The organism is Pseudoalteromonas sp. SG43-5, from assembly GCF_014164345.1.
GTDB classification, from domain to species: Bacteria; Pseudomonadota; Gammaproteobacteria; order Enterobacterales; family Alteromonadaceae; genus Pseudoalteromonas; species Pseudoalteromonas distincta.
The window spans coordinates 76,552-99,330 of record NZ_JACJFA010000017.1; the positions used below are offsets into that span (position 1 = coordinate 76,552).

At 38.9% G+C, this 22,779-nt stretch carries 21 protein-coding genes; 6 read left to right on the forward strand and 15 right to left on the reverse strand.

What is annotated here, in order from left to right:
* Positions 1-86: 86 nt before the first annotated feature.
* From H5161_RS15955 to thrS, 8 genes are all read right to left on the reverse strand, one after another.
* The gene (locus tag H5161_RS15955) at positions 87-1,643 is read right to left on the reverse strand and encodes a SulP family inorganic anion transporter (RefSeq protein ID WP_182769660.1); all 1,557 of its coding nucleotides are present in this window, start codon (positions 1,641-1,643) and stop codon (positions 87-89) included.
* Positions 1,644-1,772: 129 nt separating this feature from the next.
* Positions 1,773-2,231, reverse strand: a complete 459-nt coding sequence (locus tag H5161_RS15960) for an Lrp/AsnC family transcriptional regulator (RefSeq protein WP_002960703.1) — start codon at positions 2,229-2,231, stop codon at positions 1,773-1,775.
* A gap of 106 nt (positions 2,232-2,337) precedes the next feature.
* Entirely contained in the window at positions 2,338-2,979 is a 642-nt protein-coding gene (locus H5161_RS15965; protein ID WP_182694046.1) for an MBL fold metallo-hydrolase, read from the reverse strand.
* Between the two features lies 1 nt (position 2,980).
* Positions 2,981-4,798, reverse strand: a complete 1,818-nt coding sequence (locus H5161_RS15970) for a M14 family metallopeptidase (RefSeq protein WP_182769661.1) — start codon at positions 4,796-4,798, stop codon at positions 2,981-2,983.
* A gap of 441 nt (positions 4,799-5,239) precedes the next feature.
* On the reverse strand, positions 5,240-5,599 hold the full coding sequence (gene rplT, locus H5161_RS15975; protein WP_002960711.1) for a 50S ribosomal protein L20: 360 nt from the start codon (positions 5,597-5,599) through the stop codon (positions 5,240-5,242).
* A gap of 15 nt (positions 5,600-5,614) precedes the next feature.
* Positions 5,615-5,815, reverse strand: a complete 201-nt coding sequence (rpmI, locus tag H5161_RS15980) for a 50S ribosomal protein L35 (protein ID WP_002960713.1) — start codon at positions 5,813-5,815, stop codon at positions 5,615-5,617.
* A gap of 211 nt (positions 5,816-6,026) precedes the next feature.
* The gene (gene infC, locus H5161_RS15985; RefSeq protein WP_002960714.1) at positions 6,027-6,587 is read right to left on the reverse strand and encodes a translation initiation factor IF-3; all 561 of its coding nucleotides are present in this window, start codon (positions 6,585-6,587) and stop codon (positions 6,027-6,029) included.
* A 59-nt stretch (positions 6,588-6,646) separates the two neighbouring features.
* Positions 6,647-8,557 (reverse strand): threonine--tRNA ligase, encoded by a 1,911-nt coding sequence (thrS, locus tag H5161_RS15990; RefSeq protein WP_024595638.1) that lies wholly within the window; start codon positions 8,555-8,557, stop codon positions 6,647-6,649.
* A gap of 354 nt (positions 8,558-8,911) precedes the next feature.
* Here thrS and H5161_RS15995 point away from each other — a divergent pair, with 354 nt between their 5' ends.
* Together H5161_RS15995 and H5161_RS16000 are read left to right on the forward strand one after the other, a co-directional pair.
* Complete coding sequence (locus H5161_RS15995) at positions 8,912-9,358, forward strand: DUF3010 family protein (RefSeq protein ID WP_024595637.1); 447 nt, start codon at positions 8,912-8,914, stop codon at positions 9,356-9,358.
* 185 nt (positions 9,359-9,543) lie between these two features.
* Positions 9,544-11,277, forward strand: a complete 1,734-nt coding sequence (locus H5161_RS16000; protein WP_182769662.1) for an AMP-binding protein — start codon at positions 9,544-9,546, stop codon at positions 11,275-11,277.
* Between the two features lie 142 nt (positions 11,278-11,419).
* On the opposite strand, the gene hflX is transcribed toward H5161_RS16000, so the two are convergent.
* The 6 genes from hflX to H5161_RS16030 all read right to left on the reverse strand — a co-directional run bounded on the left by hflX (position 11,420) and on the right by H5161_RS16030 (position 17,847).
* Positions 11,420-12,769 (reverse strand): GTPase HflX, encoded by a 1,350-nt coding sequence (gene hflX / locus H5161_RS16005; protein ID WP_024595635.1) that lies wholly within the window; start codon positions 12,767-12,769, stop codon positions 11,420-11,422.
* Between the two features lie 327 nt (positions 12,770-13,096).
* Complete coding sequence (locus H5161_RS16010; protein ID WP_182694991.1) at positions 13,097-13,567, reverse strand: DUF1456 family protein; 471 nt, start codon at positions 13,565-13,567, stop codon at positions 13,097-13,099.
* A 117-nt stretch (positions 13,568-13,684) separates the two neighbouring features.
* Positions 13,685-14,929 (reverse strand): lipoprotein-releasing ABC transporter permease subunit, encoded by a 1,245-nt coding sequence (locus H5161_RS16015; protein ID WP_182769663.1) that lies wholly within the window; start codon positions 14,927-14,929, stop codon positions 13,685-13,687.
* Positions 14,919-15,617, reverse strand: coding sequence for a lipoprotein-releasing ABC transporter ATP-binding protein LolD (lolD, locus tag H5161_RS16020; RefSeq protein ID WP_182769664.1), 699 nt, complete (start codon positions 15,615-15,617; stop codon positions 14,919-14,921). The genes H5161_RS16015 and lolD overlap by 11 nt, the downstream gene beginning before the upstream one ends.
* On the reverse strand, positions 15,610-16,827 hold the full coding sequence (locus H5161_RS16025; RefSeq protein WP_182769665.1) for a lipoprotein-releasing ABC transporter permease subunit: 1,218 nt from the start codon (positions 16,825-16,827) through the stop codon (positions 15,610-15,612). Before H5161_RS16025 ends, lolD begins: the two co-directional genes overlap by 8 nt.
* A gap of 147 nt (positions 16,828-16,974) precedes the next feature.
* Positions 16,975-17,847, reverse strand: a complete 873-nt coding sequence (locus H5161_RS16030) for a LysR family transcriptional regulator (RefSeq protein ID WP_182694990.1) — start codon at positions 17,845-17,847, stop codon at positions 16,975-16,977.
* Between the two features lie 134 nt (positions 17,848-17,981).
* On the opposite strand from H5161_RS16030, the gene H5161_RS16035 reads away from it, so the two are divergent.
* Entirely contained in the window at positions 17,982-19,103 is a 1,122-nt protein-coding gene (locus tag H5161_RS16035; protein WP_002960732.1) for an S-(hydroxymethyl)glutathione dehydrogenase/class III alcohol dehydrogenase, read from the forward strand.
* A gap of 72 nt (positions 19,104-19,175) precedes the next feature.
* Positions 19,176-20,018 (forward strand): S-formylglutathione hydrolase, encoded by an 843-nt coding sequence (fghA, locus tag H5161_RS16040; RefSeq protein WP_182751935.1) that lies wholly within the window; start codon positions 19,176-19,178, stop codon positions 20,016-20,018.
* Here the strand turns inward: fghA and H5161_RS16045 are convergent.
* Positions 19,972-20,346 carry a hypothetical protein gene (locus H5161_RS16045; protein WP_182769666.1) on the reverse strand — a complete coding sequence of 125 codons (375 nt, stop codon included), beginning with the start codon at positions 20,344-20,346 and terminating at the stop codon, positions 19,972-19,974. The two genes, fghA and H5161_RS16045, sit on opposite strands and share 47 nt — an antisense overlap.
* Before the next feature lie 513 nt (positions 20,347-20,859).
* Between H5161_RS16045 and H5161_RS16050 the strand changes: the two genes are divergently transcribed.
* A complete protein-coding gene (locus tag H5161_RS16050) occupies positions 20,860-21,276 on the forward strand; it encodes an MgtC/SapB family protein (RefSeq protein ID WP_182769667.1) in 417 nt (138 codons plus the stop codon).
* Positions 21,277-21,425: 149 nt separating this feature from the next.
* Positions 21,426-22,610 carry a DUF1624 domain-containing protein gene (locus H5161_RS16055; RefSeq protein ID WP_182736089.1) on the forward strand — a complete coding sequence of 395 codons (1,185 nt, stop codon included), beginning with the start codon at positions 21,426-21,428 and terminating at the stop codon, positions 22,608-22,610.
* The last annotated feature ends 169 nt before the right edge of the window (positions 22,611-22,779 follow it).

Here is a 22,779-nt window from a genome sequence, read left to right on the forward strand (position 1 = left end):
TCTTACCGCAAACAAATAGTCGAGACACTAAAAAAGCGAAAGGTTATCCGCCTTCCGCTTTTTAAATATCAATAGCCTTGTGTAAATTAAGCTAGTTTATCTGATGCTACTTTGTAGGTTGGATCTTCAATCACATTCACTTCAACTAAATCTCGTGCTTTATGAAGCAACTGCGTACAGTCTTTACTTAAGTGACGTAAATGAAGTTGTTTACCTGCTTTTGTGTATTTGTCAGCAAGTGTATCAATTGCTTCTATTGCACTGTGGTCAGATACGCGGCTGTGTTTAAATTCAACAATCACATTTTTAGGATCATTTTTAACATCAAATAACTCTGAAAAGTTTTTAACTGAGCCGAAAAATAACGGCCCGTGCAGCTCATATACTTTTGCACCTTTTTCATCAATATAGTTTGTTGTGTAAATGTGTTTTGCGTGCTGCCAAGCAAATACTAATGCCGATACAATAACACCTACGCATACTGCAATAGCTAAATCGGTAATAACTGTTACTCCCGACACAAGCACAATAACAAAAGCGTCAGATAGCGGTACACGCTTCATCATCTTAAAGCTTGCCCATTCAAATGTGCCAAGCACAACCATAAACATAACACCTACTAAGGCTGCAAGTGGGATCATTTCTATTAAGCTCGATGCGAAAATAATAAAGGCTAGTAACATTAATGCCGCGCTTATACCTGATAAACGTGAGCGACCACCTGAATTAATGTTGATCATTGATTGGCCAATCATTGCACAACCGCCCATCGCACCAAAAAAGCCACACGTTACGTTTGCTGCGCCTTGGCCTATACATTCTTTGTTAGAATGGCCACGAGTTTCAGTAATTTCGTCTATTAAGCTAAGTGTTAATAATGATTCAATTAAACCAATAGCGGCTAAAATAAGTGCATACGGGAAAATAATATACAGTGTATCTAGAGTAAACGGCACCATAGGAATGTGAAATTCTGGTAAGCCACCGGCAATAGTTGCCGCTTCATTACCTGTCATACCTTTTAAGAAATCTAATACTGTATGCGCTTCTAAATCAAATCCAATCACTAATCCAGTTACAGTTACAATAGCAACTAGAGATGAAGGCACTGCTGTAGTCAATTTTGGCAAAAAGTGGATTATTGCCATGGTTAATGCAACTAAGCCAAGCATGATAAATAATGGATTACCTGTCATCCATTCTTGTCCGCCCATACCATCTGGCACTTTAAACTGCCCTAGCTGAGCTAAAAATATAACAATTGCTAACCCGTTTACAAAACCAAGCATTACCGGATGAGGAACCATACGGATAAACTTACCGAGCTTAAATACACCCGCGAGAATTTGCAGTATTCCCATCAGCAACACAGTTGCAAATAGATACTCAACACCGTGATCAAGCACTAAACTTACCATGACAACAGCTAGTGCACCGGTTGCACCTGAAATCATACCAGGGCGACCACCAAAAATAGCCGTAATTAAACCAACGATAAACGCGGCATATAGACCAACCAAAGGTTCTACATTTGCAACAAAGGCAAACGCAACTGCTTCTGGGACTAAGGCTAACGCCACAGTTAATCCAGATAGAATATCGTTTTTAGCAGAGCTAGGCGCCCTACTGAGTAAGTTAAACATTGAGGTCCTCAAATGGTGTAATGGGTATCAAAAAAAGCGCTAAATTCTACCAAATTAGCGCTCAGTTAACAATTATCATTATGTGGTTAAGCTAAACTAAAAATGGTTTAGCTTTTAAAAGAAGTGCTTTTACAAAGGAAGGGAAGTACTGCGTTTTACACATGTCATTGTTACATTAGAATGTACTTCTTGGACGTATTCTAAGCTTAGTAAATTATCGCGCACAAAATGCTCATACCCTTCTATGCCTTGTGAAATTATGCGTAGCATAAAGTCCATGGTACCAGCCATAGTGTAACACTCTGTTACCTCGTCGTAGCTCATGATCAGCTTTTCAAACTCAGCAAGATTCTTTTTACCGTGATTTGATAAACGCACATGTGCATATACAAGCATATCAAAGCCAAGTTTTTTCTCATCTAAAAGAGCCACTTTGCTTTTTATATAACCATCTTGCTCTAGCTTAGCGATTCGACGCCAGCATGGAGATTGAGACAAGCCTACTTTATCTGCAATTTCTGCGGTTGATAAACTAGCATCTTGTTGTAAAAGTGCCAATATTTGGCGATCTACGTGATTTAGAGACATTTTATTTCTTATTTATCAAATAAACTGGTTAAATTATACAACCATTTTAAAACTCAGTCTGCTTATTTTTAATGTTTATGCAGTTTGTAAACTTAAAATAAGTAACTTAACCAAACTTACCACTTACAAAAGGATTTGTTTTCTTTTCAAACCCCACCGTAGTGTCGCTACCATGTCCTGCCAATATTTTAGTATTATCAGGTAAGGTTAAAATATGCGTCTTAATCGACTCTATAAGTTGTTCACTGTTCCCCTTAGGAAAGTCAGTGCGCCCTACTGAGCCTTTAAAAATAACGTCACCGACAATAACGCACTCATAGTCTGGTTGGTAAAACACTATATGACCGGGTGTATGCCCCGGGCAATGTTTCACTAAAAAGCTAAGTTTACCTACGCTCACGGTGTCATTATGGTTTAGCCAAATATCCGGATAAAACGGTTCAATGGGTTTAAATCCAAACATCTGTGCTTGCATAGGTAAGTTTTCAAACCAAAAGTACTCATCTTTTTGTGGACCAATAATTTGTACGTTAAATTGATTTCGTAAAATATCAGCCCCACCCACATGATCTAAATGCCCGTGCGTTAACCAAATAGCACTTAATGCTAGTTTATGCTCATTAAGGACCGTTATTATTTTATCAGTGTCGCCACCTGGGTCGATAACCACAGCGTGTTTAGTTTCGCTACACCAAATAATACGGCTGTTTTGTGCAAAGGCAGTGACAGGTATAGTTATGATTTCCATATTAAATTTCTTTACTTTTTTGATCTGGAATAACAACTTCTTCTTCGAATGACATAAGTATTGGATACTTTAAGTACGCTTGATCATAAAATGGACTTTGTTCATATAACCAGTTTAATCGAGCTTCTGCGTCACTCGCGAATGATTTATCTTTAATTTTTTCATCAAACTTAAGCGCAAGCTTTGGGTTATCTTTTAGCATTTGGCGTGCATACGGAATTAGCGCATAGTTTTCCATGTACTCGGTACGCTGAAAAATAGTATTAAACTCACCCCACGCAAAAAATGAATCAGGAGCTTCTGGGTGCAATAAATGCACAGCAAGCTCACCTGCTTTTTGTTGAGTATTAACTTGATACCAACCATCTAAATCTACATTTATAGCAGGGACGTAATCAAAAGTTGCTGATACTCTAAAACGCCCTTCAAATGGTGCTTTATCAAACGTGTATTCAGCCACCTTTGCAACTTTCAAAGGCTGTGTGTTTGCCCCTTCAAGTTTATTAATAGAGACACCATGTAACTTTAGTTTCTCAATAATGTTGCTATATACAGGCGGAATAAAAAAAGCTTTAGGTACTTCAACTGTATGCTGTACATCTTTTTGCCAATAAATAGGTAAGTCAGTATATGTATGTGCTTTACCCAAATATTTCACTTCATTTTGACCCGAAAGTGAATTCATGCTTGATGAATATTCAATGCCTTTAAACTGCGCAATCGTATCAGCTTGCTTGGCATAGCCACGCTTTACTATTAGCTGTTTAGGAACAAATTCTTGTTCTTTTTTTACTGCATTAGCTAATTCATGACTGTGCTTTGATAGCGCAGTAATAGCACCATCTAAAAATACATAAGTTCCCAATACACGTTGCTTGTAAGGCTTCAATGAATGATTTTCGACTAAAATAGTCGGCAATGACTTTAAATCCCCCCAACCATTTGAAAAACGTGGCGTAGCAACCCAGCCCGCTAACCCTTTTTTAAAGTCGCGCTTGTCCATAACAAAAACAAGTGGTCCTGGGATGTGTCCTTGCTTCGCTAGCGTATCGTCAATGAGAGGTTTAAAAAACTGGTTTAATGTATCTGATACCGCAGGCGATTCGCTCGAAAATACCGGATTGTAACCATAAGTCACATCGTATTGGTAATCTGCGCCGTCGGTAACGTGTACATCAATGTATAAATTTGGGTTGTAGTCGTTAATAACCTTTAAAACACTTCTAACTTCTGGGGTATCTAATTTAGTAAAATCACGATTTAAATTAAGGTTATTAGCATTTGTTCTAAAGCCCATTTTTGCAGGGCCCCGTTGATTAATGCGATTGAACGCACTGCTACGTTCGTGGCCATCTACATTTAAAATAGGAATAAATAATATGTTTACCTTTTTTAAAATGTCACGGCGCTTACCCGTCGCTATATCTCTGAGTAACATGAACATGGCATCTTTACCGTCTATTTCCCCAGAATGTATTCCTGCCTGGATAAAAATAGTTGGCTTAGTGCTATTAGCCATTTGCCTTGCTTCAAAAAAACCTTGCTCACTGGCAATTAGCATTTTTATTGCACGCTTACTATTACTATAGCCAATGGTTTGAGATTGAAACTGAGTAGGGTTTGCAGCAACTAACCTATCTACAAATGCCATTGTATTTGCATAATCGGGCGACGCTTCACCTGCAGATAACTCAAAGTCAGTAGTTAACGGCCCTTGTTTTTGTAAAAGCTCTACGCTTTTCCCCTGCCACTCAATGAGTGGAGGTAAGTGTGCGTCATACGCCACACTTGCAGATAAAATGAGTAAACTTGCAAACATAAAATTCTCTAACAAACGCCTTAATTATATAAATTATATCAACTAAATTTTTTATAATGAGGAAACTGCGGTGATTCAACAAAAAAATGCAGCCAAATACATTTCACTCATTCACACCTGTGTTTTTAGGCTTTATAACCTTATTAAGTATTATACCAATGTGCAATAATACTTAATCATTTTGCGGGGCTAAACATGTCGCTACCTGCGTTAAAAAACTCTCATTTATGACTGCATGGATGCAGAAGGTAGAGCAATGCAGGAGCAATTGCCGAGAACAACTAAATAGCGAATTTTTTACCTAGCTATCAACACGTTTTTCCGCCCTCAAAATAGATCATTTAATTAAGCGAATTAGTATTACTCATTAGGTTAAGTTACTAAATTACAGGCACAAAAAAAGGAGCCATAGGCTCCTTTTTAATACTTATATAAAAAAGCTTAAGCGGCTAGGCCTTCTTTTGCTTTTTCTACAAGCGCTGCGAATGCAACTTGGTCGTAAACAGCGATATCTGCAAGGATCTTGCGATCGATTTCTACAGAAGTCTTTTTAAGACCATTGATAAAACGGCTGTAAGACAGACCATTTTGACGTGAAGCAGCATTGATACGTGCAATCCATAATTGACGGAAAGTACGTTTCTTCGCACGACGGTCACGGTAAGCGTATTGACCCGCTTTAGTAACAGCCTGGAAAGCTACGCGGTAAACACGTGAACGTGCTCCGTAGTAACCTTTTGCTTGTTTTAAAACTTTTTTGTGACGTGCACGTGCGACAACGCCGCGTTTAACTCTTGCCATTTCTAAAAACCCCTATTAAGCGAACGGTAACATACGTGAAACTAGACCATGGTCATTTTTATGAACCATCATCTTAGGACGTAGGTGTAACTTACGCTTAGAAGTTTTCTTAGTCAGAATATGACGAAGATGCGCTTGTTTACGCTTGAAACCGCCAGAAGCAGTCTTTTTGAAACGCTTAGCAGCGCCACTGTGACTTTTTAGCTTATAAGCCATTGCAATAACTCCAATTGTATTGCTTTTAAATTAGTAAGCAGGCGTGAGATATATTTCTATAGCTCCACTTTTAGGCCTAACTTACTGCCATGTTCCGGTGAAGACCCAACATAAATGCCGCAATCTTGCTTTAAGACCGGTTAACTCAGGTGAATATTCGCATATTGCTTGCAGACCTGAGCTAATTTCGGTGCGTATTATCGCTTAAAAATTATTTTTTAGCAACAGGCGCCATCATCATAACCATTTGGCGGCCTTCAACACGATTTGGGAAAGACTCAACTACTGCAAGCTCTTCTAAATCGGCTTTGATACGGTTTAATAATTCTATACCAATTTCTTGGTGAGCCATTTCACGACCACGGAAGCGGATAGTAATCTTAGCTTTATCACCAGCTTCTAAGAACTTACGTAAGTTGCGAAGCTTAACCTGATAATCACCTTCATCCGTACCAGGACGGAATTTGATTTCTTTTATCTGGATTTGCTTTTGCTTCTTCTTCTGCTCTTTTAGTTCTTTGCTTTTTTCAAAGATGAACTTACCGTAGTCCATGATTCTACAAACAGGCGGCTCAGCGTTTGGACTGATCTCAACAAGATCAACACCCGCTGCATCGGCCATAGTTTGCGCGTCTTGTAATGACTGAATTCCAGCTTGTTCGCCTTCAATGTCAATTAAACGAACTTCTTGCGCTGTAATTTCTTCGTTAATACGATTTTTTTGAGCTGTTTGTTGCCCTTTCTTGCCGCCTCTAATAGTACGTTCCTCCAAGAATATCAATAATATAAGCGTGTAAATGGCTATTTGTTAATGCCTTACACGCTCGATTTTTACTGTCGATTTTTAATTTCTTCACTAATTTTAGCTACAAAATCATCAACATTAAATTTGCCAAGGTCTTCACCTGTGCGAGTACGCACTGCTACTTCTTGCTGTTCAACTTCTTTATCGCCAACAACAAGTAAATATGGAATACGCTTCAGTGTATGCTCACGGATTTTAAAGCCAATCTTCTCATTTCTCAAGTCAGCAGCGGCTCTAATTCCAAGTTTATTTAATTTTTGTACAACTTCTTTAACATAAGGAGCCTGTTTATCGGTAATATTCATAATTACCACTTGCTTTGGTGCAAGCCACGTCGGGAATAAACCAGCGTACTCTTCAGTTAAAATGCCAATAAAGCGTTCAATAGAACCTAAAATAGCACGATGTATCATTACAGGTGTACGACGCTCGTTATTTTCTGCTACATAAGTAGCACCTAAACGACCCGGTAATGCAAAGTCTAATTGCACTGTACCACACTGCCACGCTCTGTCTAAACAATCGTACAAAGTAAATTCAATCTTAGGACCGTAAAACGCGCCTTCGCCCGGAAGATAATCAAATTCAATATCGTTTAGCTTAAGTGCATCAGCTAAAGCAAGCTCTGCTTTATCCCACATATGGTCTTCACCAATGCGTTGTTCTGGGCGAGTAGATAGCTTAACTACAATCTTCTCAAATCCGAATGTTTCATATGTATCATAAACCATCTTAATACACGCTGACACTTCGTCCATTATCTGCTCTTCAGTACAGAAAATGTGAGCGTCATCTTGTGTAAAGCCACGTACACGCATTAAACCGTGTAGTGCACCTGATGGTTCATTACGGTGACAACAACCAAATTCAGCCATACGAAGTGGTAAATCACGGTACGATTTTAAACCTTGGTTAAAGATTTGCACGTGACCAGGGCAGTTCATTGGTTTAATTGCGTATTCACGTTTTTCAGACTCAGTGGTAAACATTGCTTCTGAATATTTTTCCCAGTGACCTGATTTTTCCCAAAGTGAACGGTCCATCATCATTGGACCTTTTACTTCTTCGTACTCATATTCGCGTAATTTTTCACGTACAAATTCTTCAAGCTCGCGGTAAATGCTCCAACCATCGTTGTGCCAAAATACCATGCCTGGCGCTTCTTCTTGCCAATGCCATAAATCAAGCGCTTTACCAATACGACGGTGATCGCGTTTTTCAGCTTCTTCAAGGCGCTTTAAATACGCTTTAAGTTGCTTTTTATCGCCCCACGCGGTGCCGTAAATGCGTTGTAGCATTTTGTTTTCTGAATCACCACGCCAATATGCACCCGCCACTTTCATTATTTTAAAGTTTTGGCAAAATTTCATGTTAGGAACGTGAGGTCCACGACACATGTCTACATATTCTTCGTGATGATATAACCCAGGACGGTCATCTTTAGCGATGTTTTCGTCCAAAATTTCTATTTTGTATGTTTCGCCACGCGCTTCAAATGTATCGCGTGCTTCTTGCCAGCTTACTGTTTTTTTCACTACGTCGTAGTTGGTTTTTGCAAGTTGCAGCATACGCTTTTCAATTGCTTCAAGATCATCTTGTGATAGTGAGTGTTCCATATCGATATCGTAGTAAAAACCGTTATCAATGGTAGGACCAATTGCCATTTTTGCGTCTGGGAAAAGTTGCTTAACTGCATGACCGATTAAGTGAGCACAAGAGTGACGAATGATTTCAAGGCCGTCATCGTCTTTAGCGGTAATGATCTCAAGACGAGAGTCATCACTAATTAAATCACATGCATCAACACGGTCGCCATTTACACGGCCCGCAATGGTCGCTTTAGCTAAACCAGGACCAATGTCGTTTGCAACATCAAGCGTGCTTACAGGGTTTTCAAAACTACGTTGACTTCCGTCTGGAAGAGTAATAACTGGCATTATAAATCCTTGCTACAGTGGTGACACCTACAATGTATCACGTGTATTTTTAATAAATTAAATGAGAATGACTCGACAACGCTTTTACGAATAAGCATTGACTAATATATGTAGATGAGGAGTCTATTCAACTACAAAGATATATTGTCGCGTGCCGCGCATTTAATTACAAGTTTAAAGGGGTGAAATCGACCCGTTTTATCCACAAAATGTAGCTTTTAAAGCAAAAAAATCATTTTATTAAAATATAAAAGCATCAATGCATTAATTACGCGCCTACAGCTATACCCACACTCGCATTTTAATGTGCGTTGCGTATAATACTGCGTAATTAAGTTATTTTAGAGAATAGACATGAGAACATGTGGTGTAGAAATTACCGGTAGTGATGTACTACTTTGTATTTTAAGTAAAGATAATGACGTATTTGATATTCGCGATGTGCGCCAAACACGCTTTACCTTAGGTAACGGTAACGACACTGAAGTAATGCGTAAATTTCAATTCGATTTTGCAAAACTAATGCAAGATTACCAAATTGATTCTGTTGCAATTCGTGAGCGTCAGCCTAAAGGTAAATTTGCTGGCAGTGCAAAAGGCTTTAAAATGGAAACTGCAATTCAATTAATCAACAACTTAGATGTACGTTTATTTACTACAACTGAAGTTAAAGAGCAGTTAAAACGCAACCCCATCCCTATTGATTTTGAAGAAACAGGCCTTAAAAAGTACCAAGAAAATGCTTTTGTAAACGCTTACGTTTATATCATGAAAAAAACATACCGCAGCGACGAAATGTAAAATCATTACTCGTTTAAAAACGCGTACTTACATTGTAAGACGCGTTTTTTTGTGTCTAAAAAGTAGTATTAGCTTTTATTAATCTAATAATACATTAGTCTAACCACACTTCTCTTTGTCGACAATATGTGTTTATTTTAACTTTGTAGTTTACATAACTCACACACATTTTCATGGAGAGAGCAATGCACACACACACTACCCCGGTAAAAGAAGTAGAGCAAATAAATCACTTGCCGTTATCTCAAAGCTACTTTAAAGGTATACAAAGCACACCTTTAACAAATTCAACTATAGGCGATTACTTTGACTTCATTGTCGACAAAAACCCAGAGGCGTTAGCTGTTGTAGTTCATCACCAAGGTATTAGATTAACGTATAAAGAATTTCAAAAAGAAGTTAATCAGCTTGCTAAGGGGTTACTTGCCCTTGGCGTAAAACCAGGTGAGCGCGTTGGTATTTGGTCTCCTAATAATATTGAGTGGTGCTTAACCCAATTTGCAACGGCAAAAATTGGCGCAATAATGGTGTGCCTCAACCCGGCATATCGTCCTAACGAATTACAATATGCTTTAAATAGTGTTGAATGCTCAACTCTAATCACAGCATCAAATTTTAAAGGCAGTGATTACTTAGAAATGCTTAATGGTTTAGCGCCAGAACTTGCAACTTGCGATAAGTACACACTTAATTTAAAAGCACTACCCACTCTTAAAAATATAATCCGCATTGGCGATGAAGCATCTCCTGGTATGCACTCTTTTAATGATGTTATTAACTTGCCAACAGCAGCTCATGAGCTTGAATTAAAAGCAATAGGTGAAAACTTAAATGCTGATCAAGACATCAATATACAATTTACATCAGGTACAACAGGCAACCCAAAAGGCGCAACGCTCACTCATAAAAATATTTTAAATAATGCGCTATTCGTCGCCGAATCTATGCACTTTACGAGCGATGACAAGTTATGTATCCCTATCCCGTTATATCATTGCTTTGCAATGGTATTGGGTAGCTTATTGTGTGTTAGTAAAGGTGCAGCAGCCATTTACCCTAGTGATTCGTTCGATGCAAAAACCACGCTTGATGTAGTTCAACAAGAAGGATGTACAGCGCTGCACGGTGTACCTACTATGTTTATTAGTGAGCTTGAGCTGAGTAACTTTAACGATTATGACCTAAGTACTTTACGCACGGGTGTAATGGCAGGCTCTACATGCCCAGAGCAAGTAATGCGCAAAGTACAAACACAAATGAACATGCATCAAATACTGATTGCTTACGGGCAAACGGAGTGCAGCCCCATAAACAACATTACCGAAACAGACTCTTCAATAGAGCGGCAAGTAACAACGGTTGGCCGCGCACTTGCCCATACCGAGGTTAAAATAATTGACGAGCTGGGTAACATTCAAAAAATTGGTCAACCTGGCGAAGTGTGTAGTAAAGGTGCAGGCATAATGCGCTGCTATTGGAATGACGAAGCTAAAACAAAAGCCACAATAGATGACGAAGGTTGGCTGCACTCTGGCGATTTAGGTGTCATGGATACAGAAGGGTTTGTTACGATTGTTGGGCGTATAAAAGATATGATTATTCGCGGCGGCGAAAACATTTACCCTCGAGAAATAGAAGAAGTACTTTACACCTACCCTGGCATTCAAGATGCTGCCATATTTGGTATAACCGATGAAAAGTATGGCGAAGAAGTGTGCGCTTGGATCCAACCAAAAGAAGATGCTGTACTTGATGAGCAAGCAATTCGTGAGTTTTTAAAAGACAAACTAGCCTACTTTAAAATGCCACGACATATCCGTTTCGTAGAAAACTACCCAATGACAGTAACAGGTAAACTGCAAAAATTTAAAATGCGCGAGCAAATGCAAGAAGAGCTAAGCGACAACGCTTTTTCCTAGTTTCGTCTTTAAGTAACTGAGGCTCTGGGTAGGGAATTTATCTCAGAGCTATGTTCAGAGCTAGCAGCGTTAAATTTACGTATGTTAGGACTAATACTAAAAAGCACAGCCAATTGGCTGTGCTTTTTATGTACTGAATTTATTATAAATTTAACATTCTCTTTTTTAAACGTTCTAAATCAATCGCACTCGAACGCACTGTTAATTTAATATGGCTGTATTCATATTCTTCTTTAACAACACTCATACTCGATCGAATTTCGCCCACAATACCTTTAGCTGTGTACGGTATAACAATCTCTTCTTCAATCATGTCCTCTTGAGCAATGCCAATAATGTATTTGTGCAGTTTACTAATATCATCTGGATTACGTGTAGAGGTCATCATCGCATCAGGAAACTCATCCATTAGCGACTGCTGTTGATCAGTACTTAATTGGTCTGACTTATTCAGTACTAATAATTTTTTGCTACCTTCTACCCCAACTTCTGCCAGTACTTTATGTACTACTTCAAGTTGTGAGCGAAAAGAAGGATCTGAAGCATCTACAACATATAACAGTAACGACGCATCATGTGCCTCAGCGAGCGTTGAATGAAATGAAGCAACCAAATCATGAGGTAATTTTTTAATAAAACCAACCGTATCTGAAACCAATATACGAGGCTGGGTAATCGGATACAGCGCGCGAACAGTGGTATCTAGCGTTGCAAAAAGTTTGTTTTCGCCTTCTACATCACTACCTGTAATTGCGCGCATCATTGATGACTTGCCCGCATTGGTATAACCAATTAAAGCCACTGAGAATAGCTCAGAGCGCTGCGTACGTCTGTCCATCATTACATCTTGAACACTAACAAGTTCGCGCTTTAATTCTGCTAACTGATCGCGCACCTTACGGCGATTTAGCTCAAGTGTGGTTTCACCCGCACCTTTACCCATTTGGCGTTCTTTATCACCTGTTGATGTTTCACGAAGCCGTGGCGCGACATAATTAAGGCGAGCAATTTCAACTTGTAATTTTGCTGTTTTAGTACGCGCATGACGGCTAAATATTTCAATGATAATACCAGTGCGATCAAATACTTCTACACCTAATTGGTTCTCAACATTACGTAGTTGAGAAGGCGTTAAATCGCAGTCAAATACCACTACATCGGCACATGCAAACTCTAAATCGTTTGATGGAATTTCTGAGGATATTTCGGTTAAAGGGTCTTCATCAAGTAAATCATCTTCTTGCTCGTTTTCAACCATCCCTTTATTGCCGGTAAGGTGTGCTATTTCAGCTAGTTTTCCTGAGCCCAGTACATTAACTTTTTGGGTAGAACTTTGCTTTTGCGATTGTGTACCTACTACTTTAAAGCCTAATGTAGTTACCAAACGAGCAAGCTCTGCAAGCGATTCTGTTGCTTCGTCGCCTTTAAATTGTGGTGTACTAATAGAAATAAGTAACGCATTAGGAAGTGATGGTTTTGCAGTTAGTTGCATAATTTTTTATATGTTAATGCACCTAAAGTGCAAACCTAATTTTCATTCGAAAGTAACTTGATCCTACGCTGTTATGACCGAGCTTTACAGCGTTATAGCTTACGAATGCAATTATTATCTTTATTTTGCCAAAATTAGCGTTAATCTGTGAACTATTTGTGCGGGGGCAATATAATTTTTACACGCAAGTAAACCAATAAGTAACTTGGTGTTGTTATAAATGTATTTAATTATTAAGTGTTGGGGTTTACCATTGATAATAGGCTTTATGTAGCATTGCACATACACAAGCCCATTAACTAAAAGCTAATTAGCTAAAACCAGTTACTAAGCAGACTCTTCTGGACGATGCTGCTTTTGTACGCCGGTTAAAAACAAACGTAATATTTGATCGTTACAAACACGGTAATGTTTGTTATCTACTTTACGAGAAAATGCGCTTAACTCATGCTTACTTAAATCAAAATCAACAAGTGCAAGTGTTGCTATAACATCTTCTGCTTTCATATTTAAAGCAATACGTAGCTTCATAAAGATAATATTGTTGTTTAGCTTTTTCTCTGGCTCTGGTTGCTCACCTTCGCGTTTGCCACGTTGGGTATTAATAAACCCATTTAAAAAGCTTGCAAACTCAGTATCACTTATTGGGGTAAAAGCCTCTTCACCTTCTTTAGTTAACCATGCAATTACTTGCTCTTTAGTGACCGTATGCTCTGCTGATGCAAAAACATTGACCATAGCAGTATCAGTTAAGTTAAAAGTGTAGCGAATGCGGCGTAAAATATCGTTATTAGTCAAAGTAAATCCCAAAGTGAGGTATAGCAACCAAGCAGTTATTGCTTAATTTTAAATAAGCACCTAGTTTAACAGGTTTACTAATACCACCCTATTAATTTTTATCTGAGCTTCTTATACCTAGTTACCAAGCACCTTGGCAGGATCTACGCGCGTTGCTTGCCATGCAGGATAAATAGTGGCAAGTATCGCAAGCACAAACGTAACAATCACTGTAATACCAATATCTTCAAGTACTAATTTACTTGGTAAAAACTCTATAAAATAAACACCTTCAAGCGGATTGGCTCCAAATAACTGGCTTATCCACGTAAAAAGCTCACTTATATTAAGCGCTAATACCACACCAATTAGTGTTCCTAGTGCCACGCCTACAAATGCTTGCATTAAGCCCTGCATTACAAAGGTGGCTAAAATAGTGCTGTCTTTCGCGCCCATGGTTTTTAAAATAGCAATATTGCCTTGTTTTTCGCGCACTTCCATCACCAAGGAAGACACAATATTAAAACTAGCTACTGCAATAATTAAAAACACCACAATATAAACAATGGTACGTACCATTTGAATATCTTGATACAGGCTGCCTTGGGTTCTGAACCAACTAGAAATATACACATAGTCGTCAATAGTTTGGCCCACTTTTAACGCTATTTGATGCGCTGAAAATACATCATCAACACTTAATCGCAGCCCTGTTACTTGAGTCTCGTCGTAACCCAGTGCTTGCTGCGCTTTGTTAATATGTATAAACGCAGCGGTACTATCAATCGGCCCGCCCATTTCTATAACACCTGCAAGATTAAGTGTTACGCGTTTAGGTGCTAATAACGACTGACCTTTTTGGCTTATTTGCGGAATAAGTAACGTAATGTTGTCGCCTACTTTGGCATCTAACTGTTTTACTATTTGCTTGCCTAAGATAACGTCATCAAAGCCTAACTGGCTGACTAATTTACCACTGGTAAACTGGTTTACCGCCGATACATTACTCTCGAGCGATGGCTCTACACCACGAATTTCAACTGCTTTTAACTGGCTTTTATATTGCGCCATCCCATTTACAGCAATAAATGGCGCAGCCCCTGTTACATGCGGTTGTGTTTGTAAATCCTCAACCTTTTGCGACCAATTCGCGATGGGTCTACTTGGTGCTACATATTCAACCTGCGGTACAACACTTAGTAAGCGGTGTACTAGTTGCTGCTCAAAGCCATTAATTACAGACAGCGCCACAATTAAAACCGCGACACCTAATAAAATACCAATAGTCGATGCTTTAGCGATAAAACTAACAAAGCCGTTTTTTTCGTCTTTATGGCCTGAGTAAGCTCTAAAGCGTTTACTTAAAAATGCACTAAGCAACATACTGCGACTCTTTAATAGCTAGTTTTCCATCATCTAAATACGCTATTTTACCCAGCTTATCGGCAAGTTCTAAATCGTGTGTAACTACCACAAAACTGGTGTTTAAGCTTTGGTTAAGCTCATTAATTAAATCGTAAATTTTAATCGCATTTTGTTTATCTAAATTACCGGTTGGTTCATCAGCAAGCACAAGCGCAGGTTTTGTAACCAGTGCACGGGCAATAGCCACGCGTTGGCGCTCTCCACCAGAAAGCGCAGACGGTTTATGCGAGCTGCGATGTGCAAGGCCTACTTTTTCGAGCATATCGAGCGCTTGAGCTTTGGCTTCTTTTGCACTCAAGCCTTTAATTAATAATGGCATAGCCACGTTTTCGACTGCGCTAAACTCCATTAATAAGTGATGAAATTGATAGATAAAACCCAAGTTTTGGTTTCTAAATGCGGCTTGCTCTGTTCGCGAAAGTTTTGCAACTTCTTGGTTTTTAATTTTAGCGCTACCTGAGCTTGCGGTATCTAATGTGCCAAGTATGTGTAAAAGCGTACTTTTACCAGAGCCAGAACTCCCTACAATAGCGAGCATTTCACCTTGCTGCAGCGCTAAATCAACACCTTTTAATACTTCAACTTGGTTGCTGCCATCTTGATAAACTTTACTTAAATTTTCACAACTAATTACTAAATCATTCATAACGTAATACCTCTGCTGGTTTTACTTTTGCGGCTTTACGCGCAGGATATAAGGTAGCTAAAAAGCTCATAGCAATACTGGCAAACGCTATTATTACTAAACTCAAAATATCAAATTTTACCGGAAGCTCTATACCTGCCAATAAGTTTAAGCCCACTAATGCAAGTAGCTCATTTATATATAAACTAAATATTACACCTAAAAATGCGCCTATTGCTGTACCAATTACGCCGTTATATAAGCCTTGCACCATAAACACTTTTTGCACTTGCGAAGGCGTTAAACCTAACGTTTGTAGTATGGCCACTTCACCTTGTTTTTCGCTTACCATCATGGTTAATGCCGATACAATATTAAATACAGCCACCAATACAATGAGGGCAAGCAACATAGACATAATGCGCTTTTCCATAGCAACGGCTGCAAATAGAGTACCTTGGGTACTGCGCCAATCACTATAATTATGATCTTGTAAAATACGCTGGCTTGCTTCAATAAACTCATCTAGTTCGAAAGGTTCGTGCAATGAAACACTTAAATTTGGGGCAGTGTTTTTATCCAGCTTTAATACCCGTTGTAGTGAAGCGCCACTTGTAAACGCAAGTGCCATATCTATCTCAGATCCGGTTTCGTATATTGCGGCCACTTTAAATAAACGCTGGCTGGGTACTCGCCCAAGAGGTGTATATGTTGAAGCATTAGGCATAATAACGCGAAGCTTATCACCCACGCTAACGCCTAATTTACGACTCAAATAACGGCTTATAGCAATGTTGTAATTTTTGTTTAATACAGTTTTCCAATCGCCTTGCACTATTTTATCGGTAATTTTATACAAAGACCCGCTGTCGTTATAAAGGCCTTGTAGTAAAACGCCGTGCAAGTCTTTATTCGTTTGCAAAATAGCTTCGCCGTGGCGATATAAGCTTACATGATCAACATAAGGAGATTGTTCGAGGTCGGTTTTAAGGGTGCCCATTTGGGTGGCAGTGTGTTTACCTGCGCTAACTTCAACATGCGGAATAAGTCCAAGCATATTGGTTTTTAGGCTATTTTCAAACCCGTTCATTACACTGCTTACCGTAAATAATGCCATTAAACCAATAGCGATACCGGCAATAGAAAAAAACGAAATAAACGATATAAACGCATTTCCTTTAGAGGAGCGACTATATCTAAGCCCTATAAATAAGCTAAGCGGTTGAAACATATTATTTTTAACACTTATCGTAAAAGTATTGAGCAATAGTAGCACGAAAAAAGTGCCTTTGGGTATGGCGTAAAATGTAAGAAATAATTTAAAAATCTGATACTTGGCTATATTTACAGCAATACATGCTTAACCATTAATTCGCGATTAAGCTTTCAGCCCTTTAACTAAATAATCGAGCAATACCCGTACATTAGTCGCCACAAACTGCCTTGGTGGATATACGCCCCATACCCCTTCTTGCTGTGGTTGATAGGGTGTTAAAATAGGCACCAATTGCCCTGAGTTAATTTCGTTTTCAATGTAGTAGTCTGGGAGTTGTACAATACCGAGCCCCTTTTTTGCGCCATCCACCAGCGCCCAACCACTATTACACTGTAGCCGCCCTGCTATTTTTATGTGTTTATCGCGCCCATTTTCGTTTACGCGCCAGTAGCTACTATTCCCAATTAAACATTCATGGCTGTTTAGCTCGCCTAAAGTATGCGGCTCACCAAATCGCGTTAAATACTGCGGTGCAGCGCACATAATAAAACGCCGCGCACTTAACCTACGCGCTTTTAAGCTCGAATCTTTTAAATGCCCTAACCTTATGGCTAAATCAAATCCGCCCTCTAATAAGTTTTCTTGCTCGTTACTTAGTGTGGCAACAACTTCTACCTCGGGATGCTCCTTCATAAAATTATGCACTATGGGCATAATAAAGCTCTCTCCGTACATAACTGGTGCTGTGAGCTTTATTTTACCTTTAGGCGTACTTTGTTGCTGAGCAAGGCCTTGAGTTGCCTCATCCATAGCGTGTTGTAAGTGCTTTATTTGATGTAAGTACACTTCACCTTCTTTAGTTAAAACCACTTTACGAGTAGTACGAGTTAAAAGCTGGGTATTTAAACGTTGCTCAAGCGCCGTAACATGGCGGCTAATATGCGCAACCGAAAGCCCAAGCATTTTTGCAGCCGCAGTAAAGCTGCCCTCTTCACCAACCGCTATAAACTCATCAATTCCATCCCAACGTGCCATTATTACCATACTGTAAAAGTGTTTTAATAAAATTGAGATTATCATTATTTGAGAAACAAATACAATAAGCCCATCACCCAAGCAAATTGGGTCTACAATTATTTTTTAATAGCCAGTTAAAGGAAATAAAACACATGTCTGAATTTATTAAATCAAAAGCTGCCATTGCTTGGGGTCCTAATCAACCACTTAGTGTTGAAGAAGTTGATGTGATGATGCCTAAAAAAGGCGAAGTTATGGTAAAAATTACCGCTACAGGTGTGTGTCATACTGATGCATTTACATTATCAGGACAAGATCCTGAAGGCATATTTCCTGCTATTTTAGGTCACGAAGGCGCTGGTGTTGTCTATGCAGTTGGCGAAGGCGTAACGAGTGTTGAAGTGGGGGATCATGTTATTCCTTTATACACTGCAGAATGTGGCGTATGTAAAATGTGTACTTCAGGTAAAACTAACCTGTGTTCAGCCGTGCGCGAAACACAAGGTAAAGGCCTAATGCCAGACGGCACTACACGCTTTTTTAAAGATGGCCAACCAATTTATCACTACATGGGTACATCAACGTTCTCTGAGTACACTGTATTGCCAGAAATCTCACTTGCTAAAGTAAATAAAGAAGCATCACTAGAAGAGATTTGCTTACTAGGCTGTGGTGTAACAACGGGCATGGGCGCAGTTACCAACACAGCTAAAGTAAAGCCTGGCGACACTGTTGCTATATTTGGCTTAGGCGGTATTGGTTTGTCTGCGATTATTGGCGCAAAAATGGCTGGTGCAGGTCGTATTATCGGTGTTGATATAAACACCACTAAATTCGATTTAGCTACAAAACTAGGTGCTACTGATTTAATTAACCCAAAAGATTTCGACAAGCCAATTCAAGAAGTTATTGTTGAAATGACAGATGGCGGCGTTGACTACTCGTTTGAATGTATCGGTAATGTTGACGTAATGCGCTCAGCGCTTGAGTGTTGCCACAAAGGTTGGGGTGAGTCGGTCATTATTGGTGTGGCAGGTGCAGGCCAAGAAATATCAACCCGTCCGTTTCAGCTGGTAACTGGGCGTGTATGGCGTGGTAGTGCATTTGGTGGCGTTAAAGGCCGTTCACAACTCCCTGAAATTGTTGAGCGTTACATGGCAGGTGAATTTGCTCTTAGCGACTTTATTACTCACACAATGAGCCTTGAAGATATTAACGAAGCGTTTGATTTAATGCACGAAGGAAAAAGTATTCGTACAGTCATTCATTACTAATAAACTGCATTCGTAAAATAGCTTATTAATAAGCCGTAATACTTTTAAGTTTACGGCTTTTAAGGATTAAGTATGTTAGAAAATATCTCAAGTGTAAAAGTGTCTGGCGGTTGGCATAAGCAATATACTCACAGCTCGCAAAGTACACATTGCACTATGCGCTTTGCCGTATTTTTACCACCTGGCGCAAGTGAAGCAAATAAAGTACCGGTACTTTATTGGTTATCGGGATTAACCTGTACCGACGAAAATTTTATGCAAAAAGCCGGTGCATTTAAAAAAGCAGCAGAGCTGGGTATTGCTATTGTAGCGCCTGACACTAGCCCGCGTGGCGAAAACGTACCCAATGAAGACAGCTACGACTTTGCACAAGGCGCAGGCTTTTACGTAAATGCCACGCAAGCTCCTTACAACACCCATTTTAATATGTACGATTATGTTGTTAGTGAATTACCAGCATTGATAGAGCAACATTTTCCGGTAACATGTATAAAAGCAATTAGTGGTCACTCTATGGGCGGGCACGGTGCATTAATGGTCGCACTTAAAAACCCGACTGCTTTTGTAAGTGCCTCGGCTTTTAGCCCTATTGTAAATCCGATTGAATGCCCTTGGGGTGTAAAAGCATTTACTGGTTATTTAGGAAATGATAAAGCGCTTTGGAAGCAATACGACAGCTGCGAGCTGATGAAAAACGCAGAGCAAGCTCATTACTTACCCATGTTAGTGAGTCAAGGTGATGCCGATGGTTTTTTACAAGAGCAACTTAAGCCAGAAAACTTAGTCGCTATTGCTGATAAAAAAAGCTACCCGCTTACACTTGAAATGCAAGCAGGCTACGATCATAGCTACTTTTTTATAAGCAGCTTTATTGACCAACACTTATTATTTCATCATCAGTTTTTAACTGCTTAGCCTCATTAGTGTGTAGAGATGACTTTTCTACCTCTACACACTCTTTTAGACTTTTAGTGACCTGCCTACATACTTGCGTAGTAGTGCTTCCCCCTTTAACTAGGCTAACAAGAGCCGAATCTATCTTTAATCCCATATCAGTAAAGTTAAATCCGTTTTTATCTGTAGGTACTGGCTCTAGTGGGTTTTTATAAGGTGTTGACTGCGCCGGGCTAATACTATTTTTATCATTACGCGCCTGAGATTGTGCTTGCCCATCAATAATAGCGCCCGCAACTGTACAGCCAGAAAGGCAATAAAAAAACAAAAGTACAATAATTGTTTTCATCATTCATCCTTACCTAAATATTACCTAAATTGTATACGTTTTTTATTGTAACTCTGTAAAAAAATGTAAGTATTACTACCTAAAATCATTTATAAACTTTCTTGTAACACCCACCAGCTGCAATATAAAAAATGGCGACCCTAAATGACCTAAAATTTTATTAATGGTAGGTTGTAAGTGTTCTGTGAGAAGTTCAGGAAATAAAAAAGCAAAAACAGATAACCCAGCGCAAAATAGTAACGCTGTTTTTTCAAGTTTAGTGGGTGTGATTAATGTTTTATTTAAAGGCAAAAGGTTCACATAGGTGTCTTTTAGGTATGATAAAAGAATACGGGGCTTTAAAACTCAGATCAAATTAACTATCGCGTAAAATAGTAATAAAAACATGTAAAAGTTTCCTCAATAATTTTTATTAAACTCAGCTTCCTACAATAAACCATTGATTATTAGTTATTTATGCAATGGCCCACTGTTTGCTTATTATTAACAAAATTAACCCGCATAGGCTCAATAATGGAAATTGATTTACAGTGGAATGAAATCATCGATAACTTAATACATTTAGGTATTGCATACCTACTTGCGCTACCTATGGCTTACGACAGAGAGCGTAGCCATGATGGTGCAGGCCTTCGTACCTTTCCTCTTGTTGCTGTTGCATCGTGTGGGTATGCATTAATAGCGATGTCGGTTTTAGATGGCGCAGAAGCTCAATCTAAAATGTTGCAAGGCATCATTACTGGCATTGGTTTTATTGGCGGTGGCGCAATTTTGAAAAAGAACAAATCAACCTCCGGTACAGCAACCGCAGCCAGTATTTGGAATATGGGCTTAATTGGTATAGCTGTAGCCTATAGCCGTTACGAAATAGCCATTTTGCTCGCCATTATTAATTTTATAACGCTAAGGTATGTAAAAAAGTTTAAGTGATAATTAGCTGTATCATTACAAGTAATGCGAGCAAATATTGGTCGTATTACGTGTGTATAATCACGGGCAAAATATAAATACACGATTTCAATTTGATACAATATAACATATAATAAATGCAGTTTTAAATCACTCTATATAGCTCTCTTATGTCGCTACCTTCAACCGATAACCGCTTACATCATATTGATATATTACGGGGCATTATAATTATATTTATGGTTATTGACCATGGTATGTATTATTGCCTTAATTACTCAGTTACCGATCCGATGACCATTCCAGGGACTGATCCCGTTACCTTTTTTACGCGTTTTGTTTCTCACTTTTGCGCACCACTCTTCGTATTCTTAGCAGGTCTATCTGCGGCTATAACAGAGCATAAATATGTATCCACTAAAGCATTTTCACAAAGCTTGATCATTCGTGGTTTAGTGCTAATTTTGTTTGAATTTACTATTGTTTCGTGGTCTTGGAGCTTTAACCCACTATACCCAATGCTATACGCACAAGTTATTTGGGCTATAGGCTGGGGCTTTGTTATTTTAGGACTGCTGCGTTTCCTGGGCATTTATGCCATTTTTGTAGCAGGCTTATTACTCGTGTTTGGGCATAATTTATTTGATGGAACAAGCTTTGAGCCTAATACATTTGCACATACTGCTTGGTCTATTGCACATCAAAAAAATGTACTTGATCTCCCTTTTGATTTTCAAATTAGAACAACCTACCCAGTTGCCCCTATTGTTGGCTTAATGGCATTGGCATATTGCGCTGGTGTTTATTACAAAGCGCAACAATACAGTAAAAAAGTGATGAATCACGCATTGTTATTAGGGGTTACTTGCCTTGCGCTTTATGGCATTTTACGTGGGTTTAACTTATACGGTGACATGTCACAGTTTGCTATACATACAAGCTCATTACTCACTGTTATGTCGTTTCTAAACCCAACAAAGTATCCGCTTTCGCTGCAGTTTATGTTACTTACTGTTGGCCTTGGGCTTATTTCTTTAAAGGCATTAAGTGGTTTAAAAACCGATTTTTCGCATAACTTTTTACAAGTACTGGGTAAAACAAGTATGTTTTCATACCTTGTGCATTTGTATTTATTACATGCTATTGCTTGGTTACTTATACCTATTCTTGGCTTTAATTTTAGCGATATGACCTACGCAGATACGCTCGTTGGTTTGCCTGAAGGTTATGGCATGAGTTACACAGCAACACTTTTATTTATAGCCGTTGTAATAGGGCTAACAACCCTACTCGCTAAGCGATACATTGTTTGGAAGCGAAGCCACAAACATAGCTTAATTGCTAAATATATATAGCGTTTATACAAGTTAGCACAAAATAATAGACATTAAAAAAGGCGCTTAAAAAGCTGTCTCTTATACACAAATCCCTGCTAAGAAATTAGCGGGGATTTTTTTGAACTAAATCTCAATGTCATGATCAGATCTTCAAATCTTGTTTGAGGGCACATTATGATTAACGAAC

Bases quoted from the DNA above. Each gene is read 5' to 3' on its own strand.
- H5161_RS16035 (WP_002960732.1), top strand. From the start codon at position 17,982: ATGTCTGAATTTATTAAATCAAAAGCTGCCATTGCTTGGGGTCCTAAT.
- fghA (WP_182751935.1), top strand. From the start codon at position 19,176: ATGTTAGAAAATATCTCAAGTGTAAAAGTGTCTGGCGGTTGGCATAAG.
- H5161_RS16030 (WP_182694990.1), bottom strand. From the start codon at position 17,847: ATGGCACGTTGGGATGGAATTGATGAGTTTATAGCGGTTGGTGAAGAG.
- hflX (WP_024595635.1), bottom strand. From the start codon at position 12,769: ATGCAACTAACTGCAAAACCATCACTTCCTAATGCGTTACTTATTTCT.
- H5161_RS16025 (WP_182769665.1), bottom strand. From the start codon at position 16,827: ATGTTTCAACCGCTTAGCTTATTTATAGGGCTTAGATATAGTCGCTCC.
- rplT (WP_002960711.1), bottom strand. From the start codon at position 5,599: ATGGCAAGAGTTAAACGCGGCGTTGTCGCACGTGCACGTCACAAAAAA.
- H5161_RS16055 (WP_182736089.1), top strand. From the start codon at position 21,426: ATGTCGCTACCTTCAACCGATAACCGCTTACATCATATTGATATATTA.
- H5161_RS15995 (WP_024595637.1), top strand. From the start codon at position 8,912: ATGAGAACATGTGGTGTAGAAATTACCGGTAGTGATGTACTACTTTGT.
- H5161_RS16000 (WP_182769662.1), top strand. From the start codon at position 9,544: ATGCACACACACACTACCCCGGTAAAAGAAGTAGAGCAAATAAATCAC.
- rpmI (WP_002960713.1), bottom strand. From the start codon at position 5,815: ATGGCTTATAAGCTAAAAAGTCACAGTGGCGCTGCTAAGCGTTTCAAA.
- thrS (WP_024595638.1), bottom strand. From the start codon at position 8,557: ATGCCAGTTATTACTCTTCCAGACGGAAGTCAACGTAGTTTTGAAAAC.
- H5161_RS16050 (WP_182769667.1), top strand. From the start codon at position 20,860: ATGGAAATTGATTTACAGTGGAATGAAATCATCGATAACTTAATACAT.
- H5161_RS15960 (WP_002960703.1), bottom strand. From the start codon at position 2,231: ATGTCTCTAAATCACGTAGATCGCCAAATATTGGCACTTTTACAACAA.
- H5161_RS15965 (WP_182694046.1), bottom strand. From the start codon at position 2,979: ATGGAAATCATAACTATACCTGTCACTGCCTTTGCACAAAACAGCCGT.
- H5161_RS16015 (WP_182769663.1), bottom strand. From the start codon at position 14,929: ATGTTGCTTAGTGCATTTTTAAGTAAACGCTTTAGAGCTTACTCAGGC.
- lolD (WP_182769664.1), bottom strand. From the start codon at position 15,617: ATGAATGATTTAGTAATTAGTTGTGAAAATTTAAGTAAAGTTTATCAA.
- H5161_RS15955 (WP_182769660.1), bottom strand. From the start codon at position 1,643: ATGTTTAACTTACTCAGTAGGGCGCCTAGCTCTGCTAAAAACGATATT.
- H5161_RS16045 (WP_182769666.1), bottom strand. From the start codon at position 20,346: ATGAAAACAATTATTGTACTTTTGTTTTTTTATTGCCTTTCTGGCTGT.
- H5161_RS15970 (WP_182769661.1), bottom strand. From the start codon at position 4,798: ATGTTTGCAAGTTTACTCATTTTATCTGCAAGTGTGGCGTATGACGCA.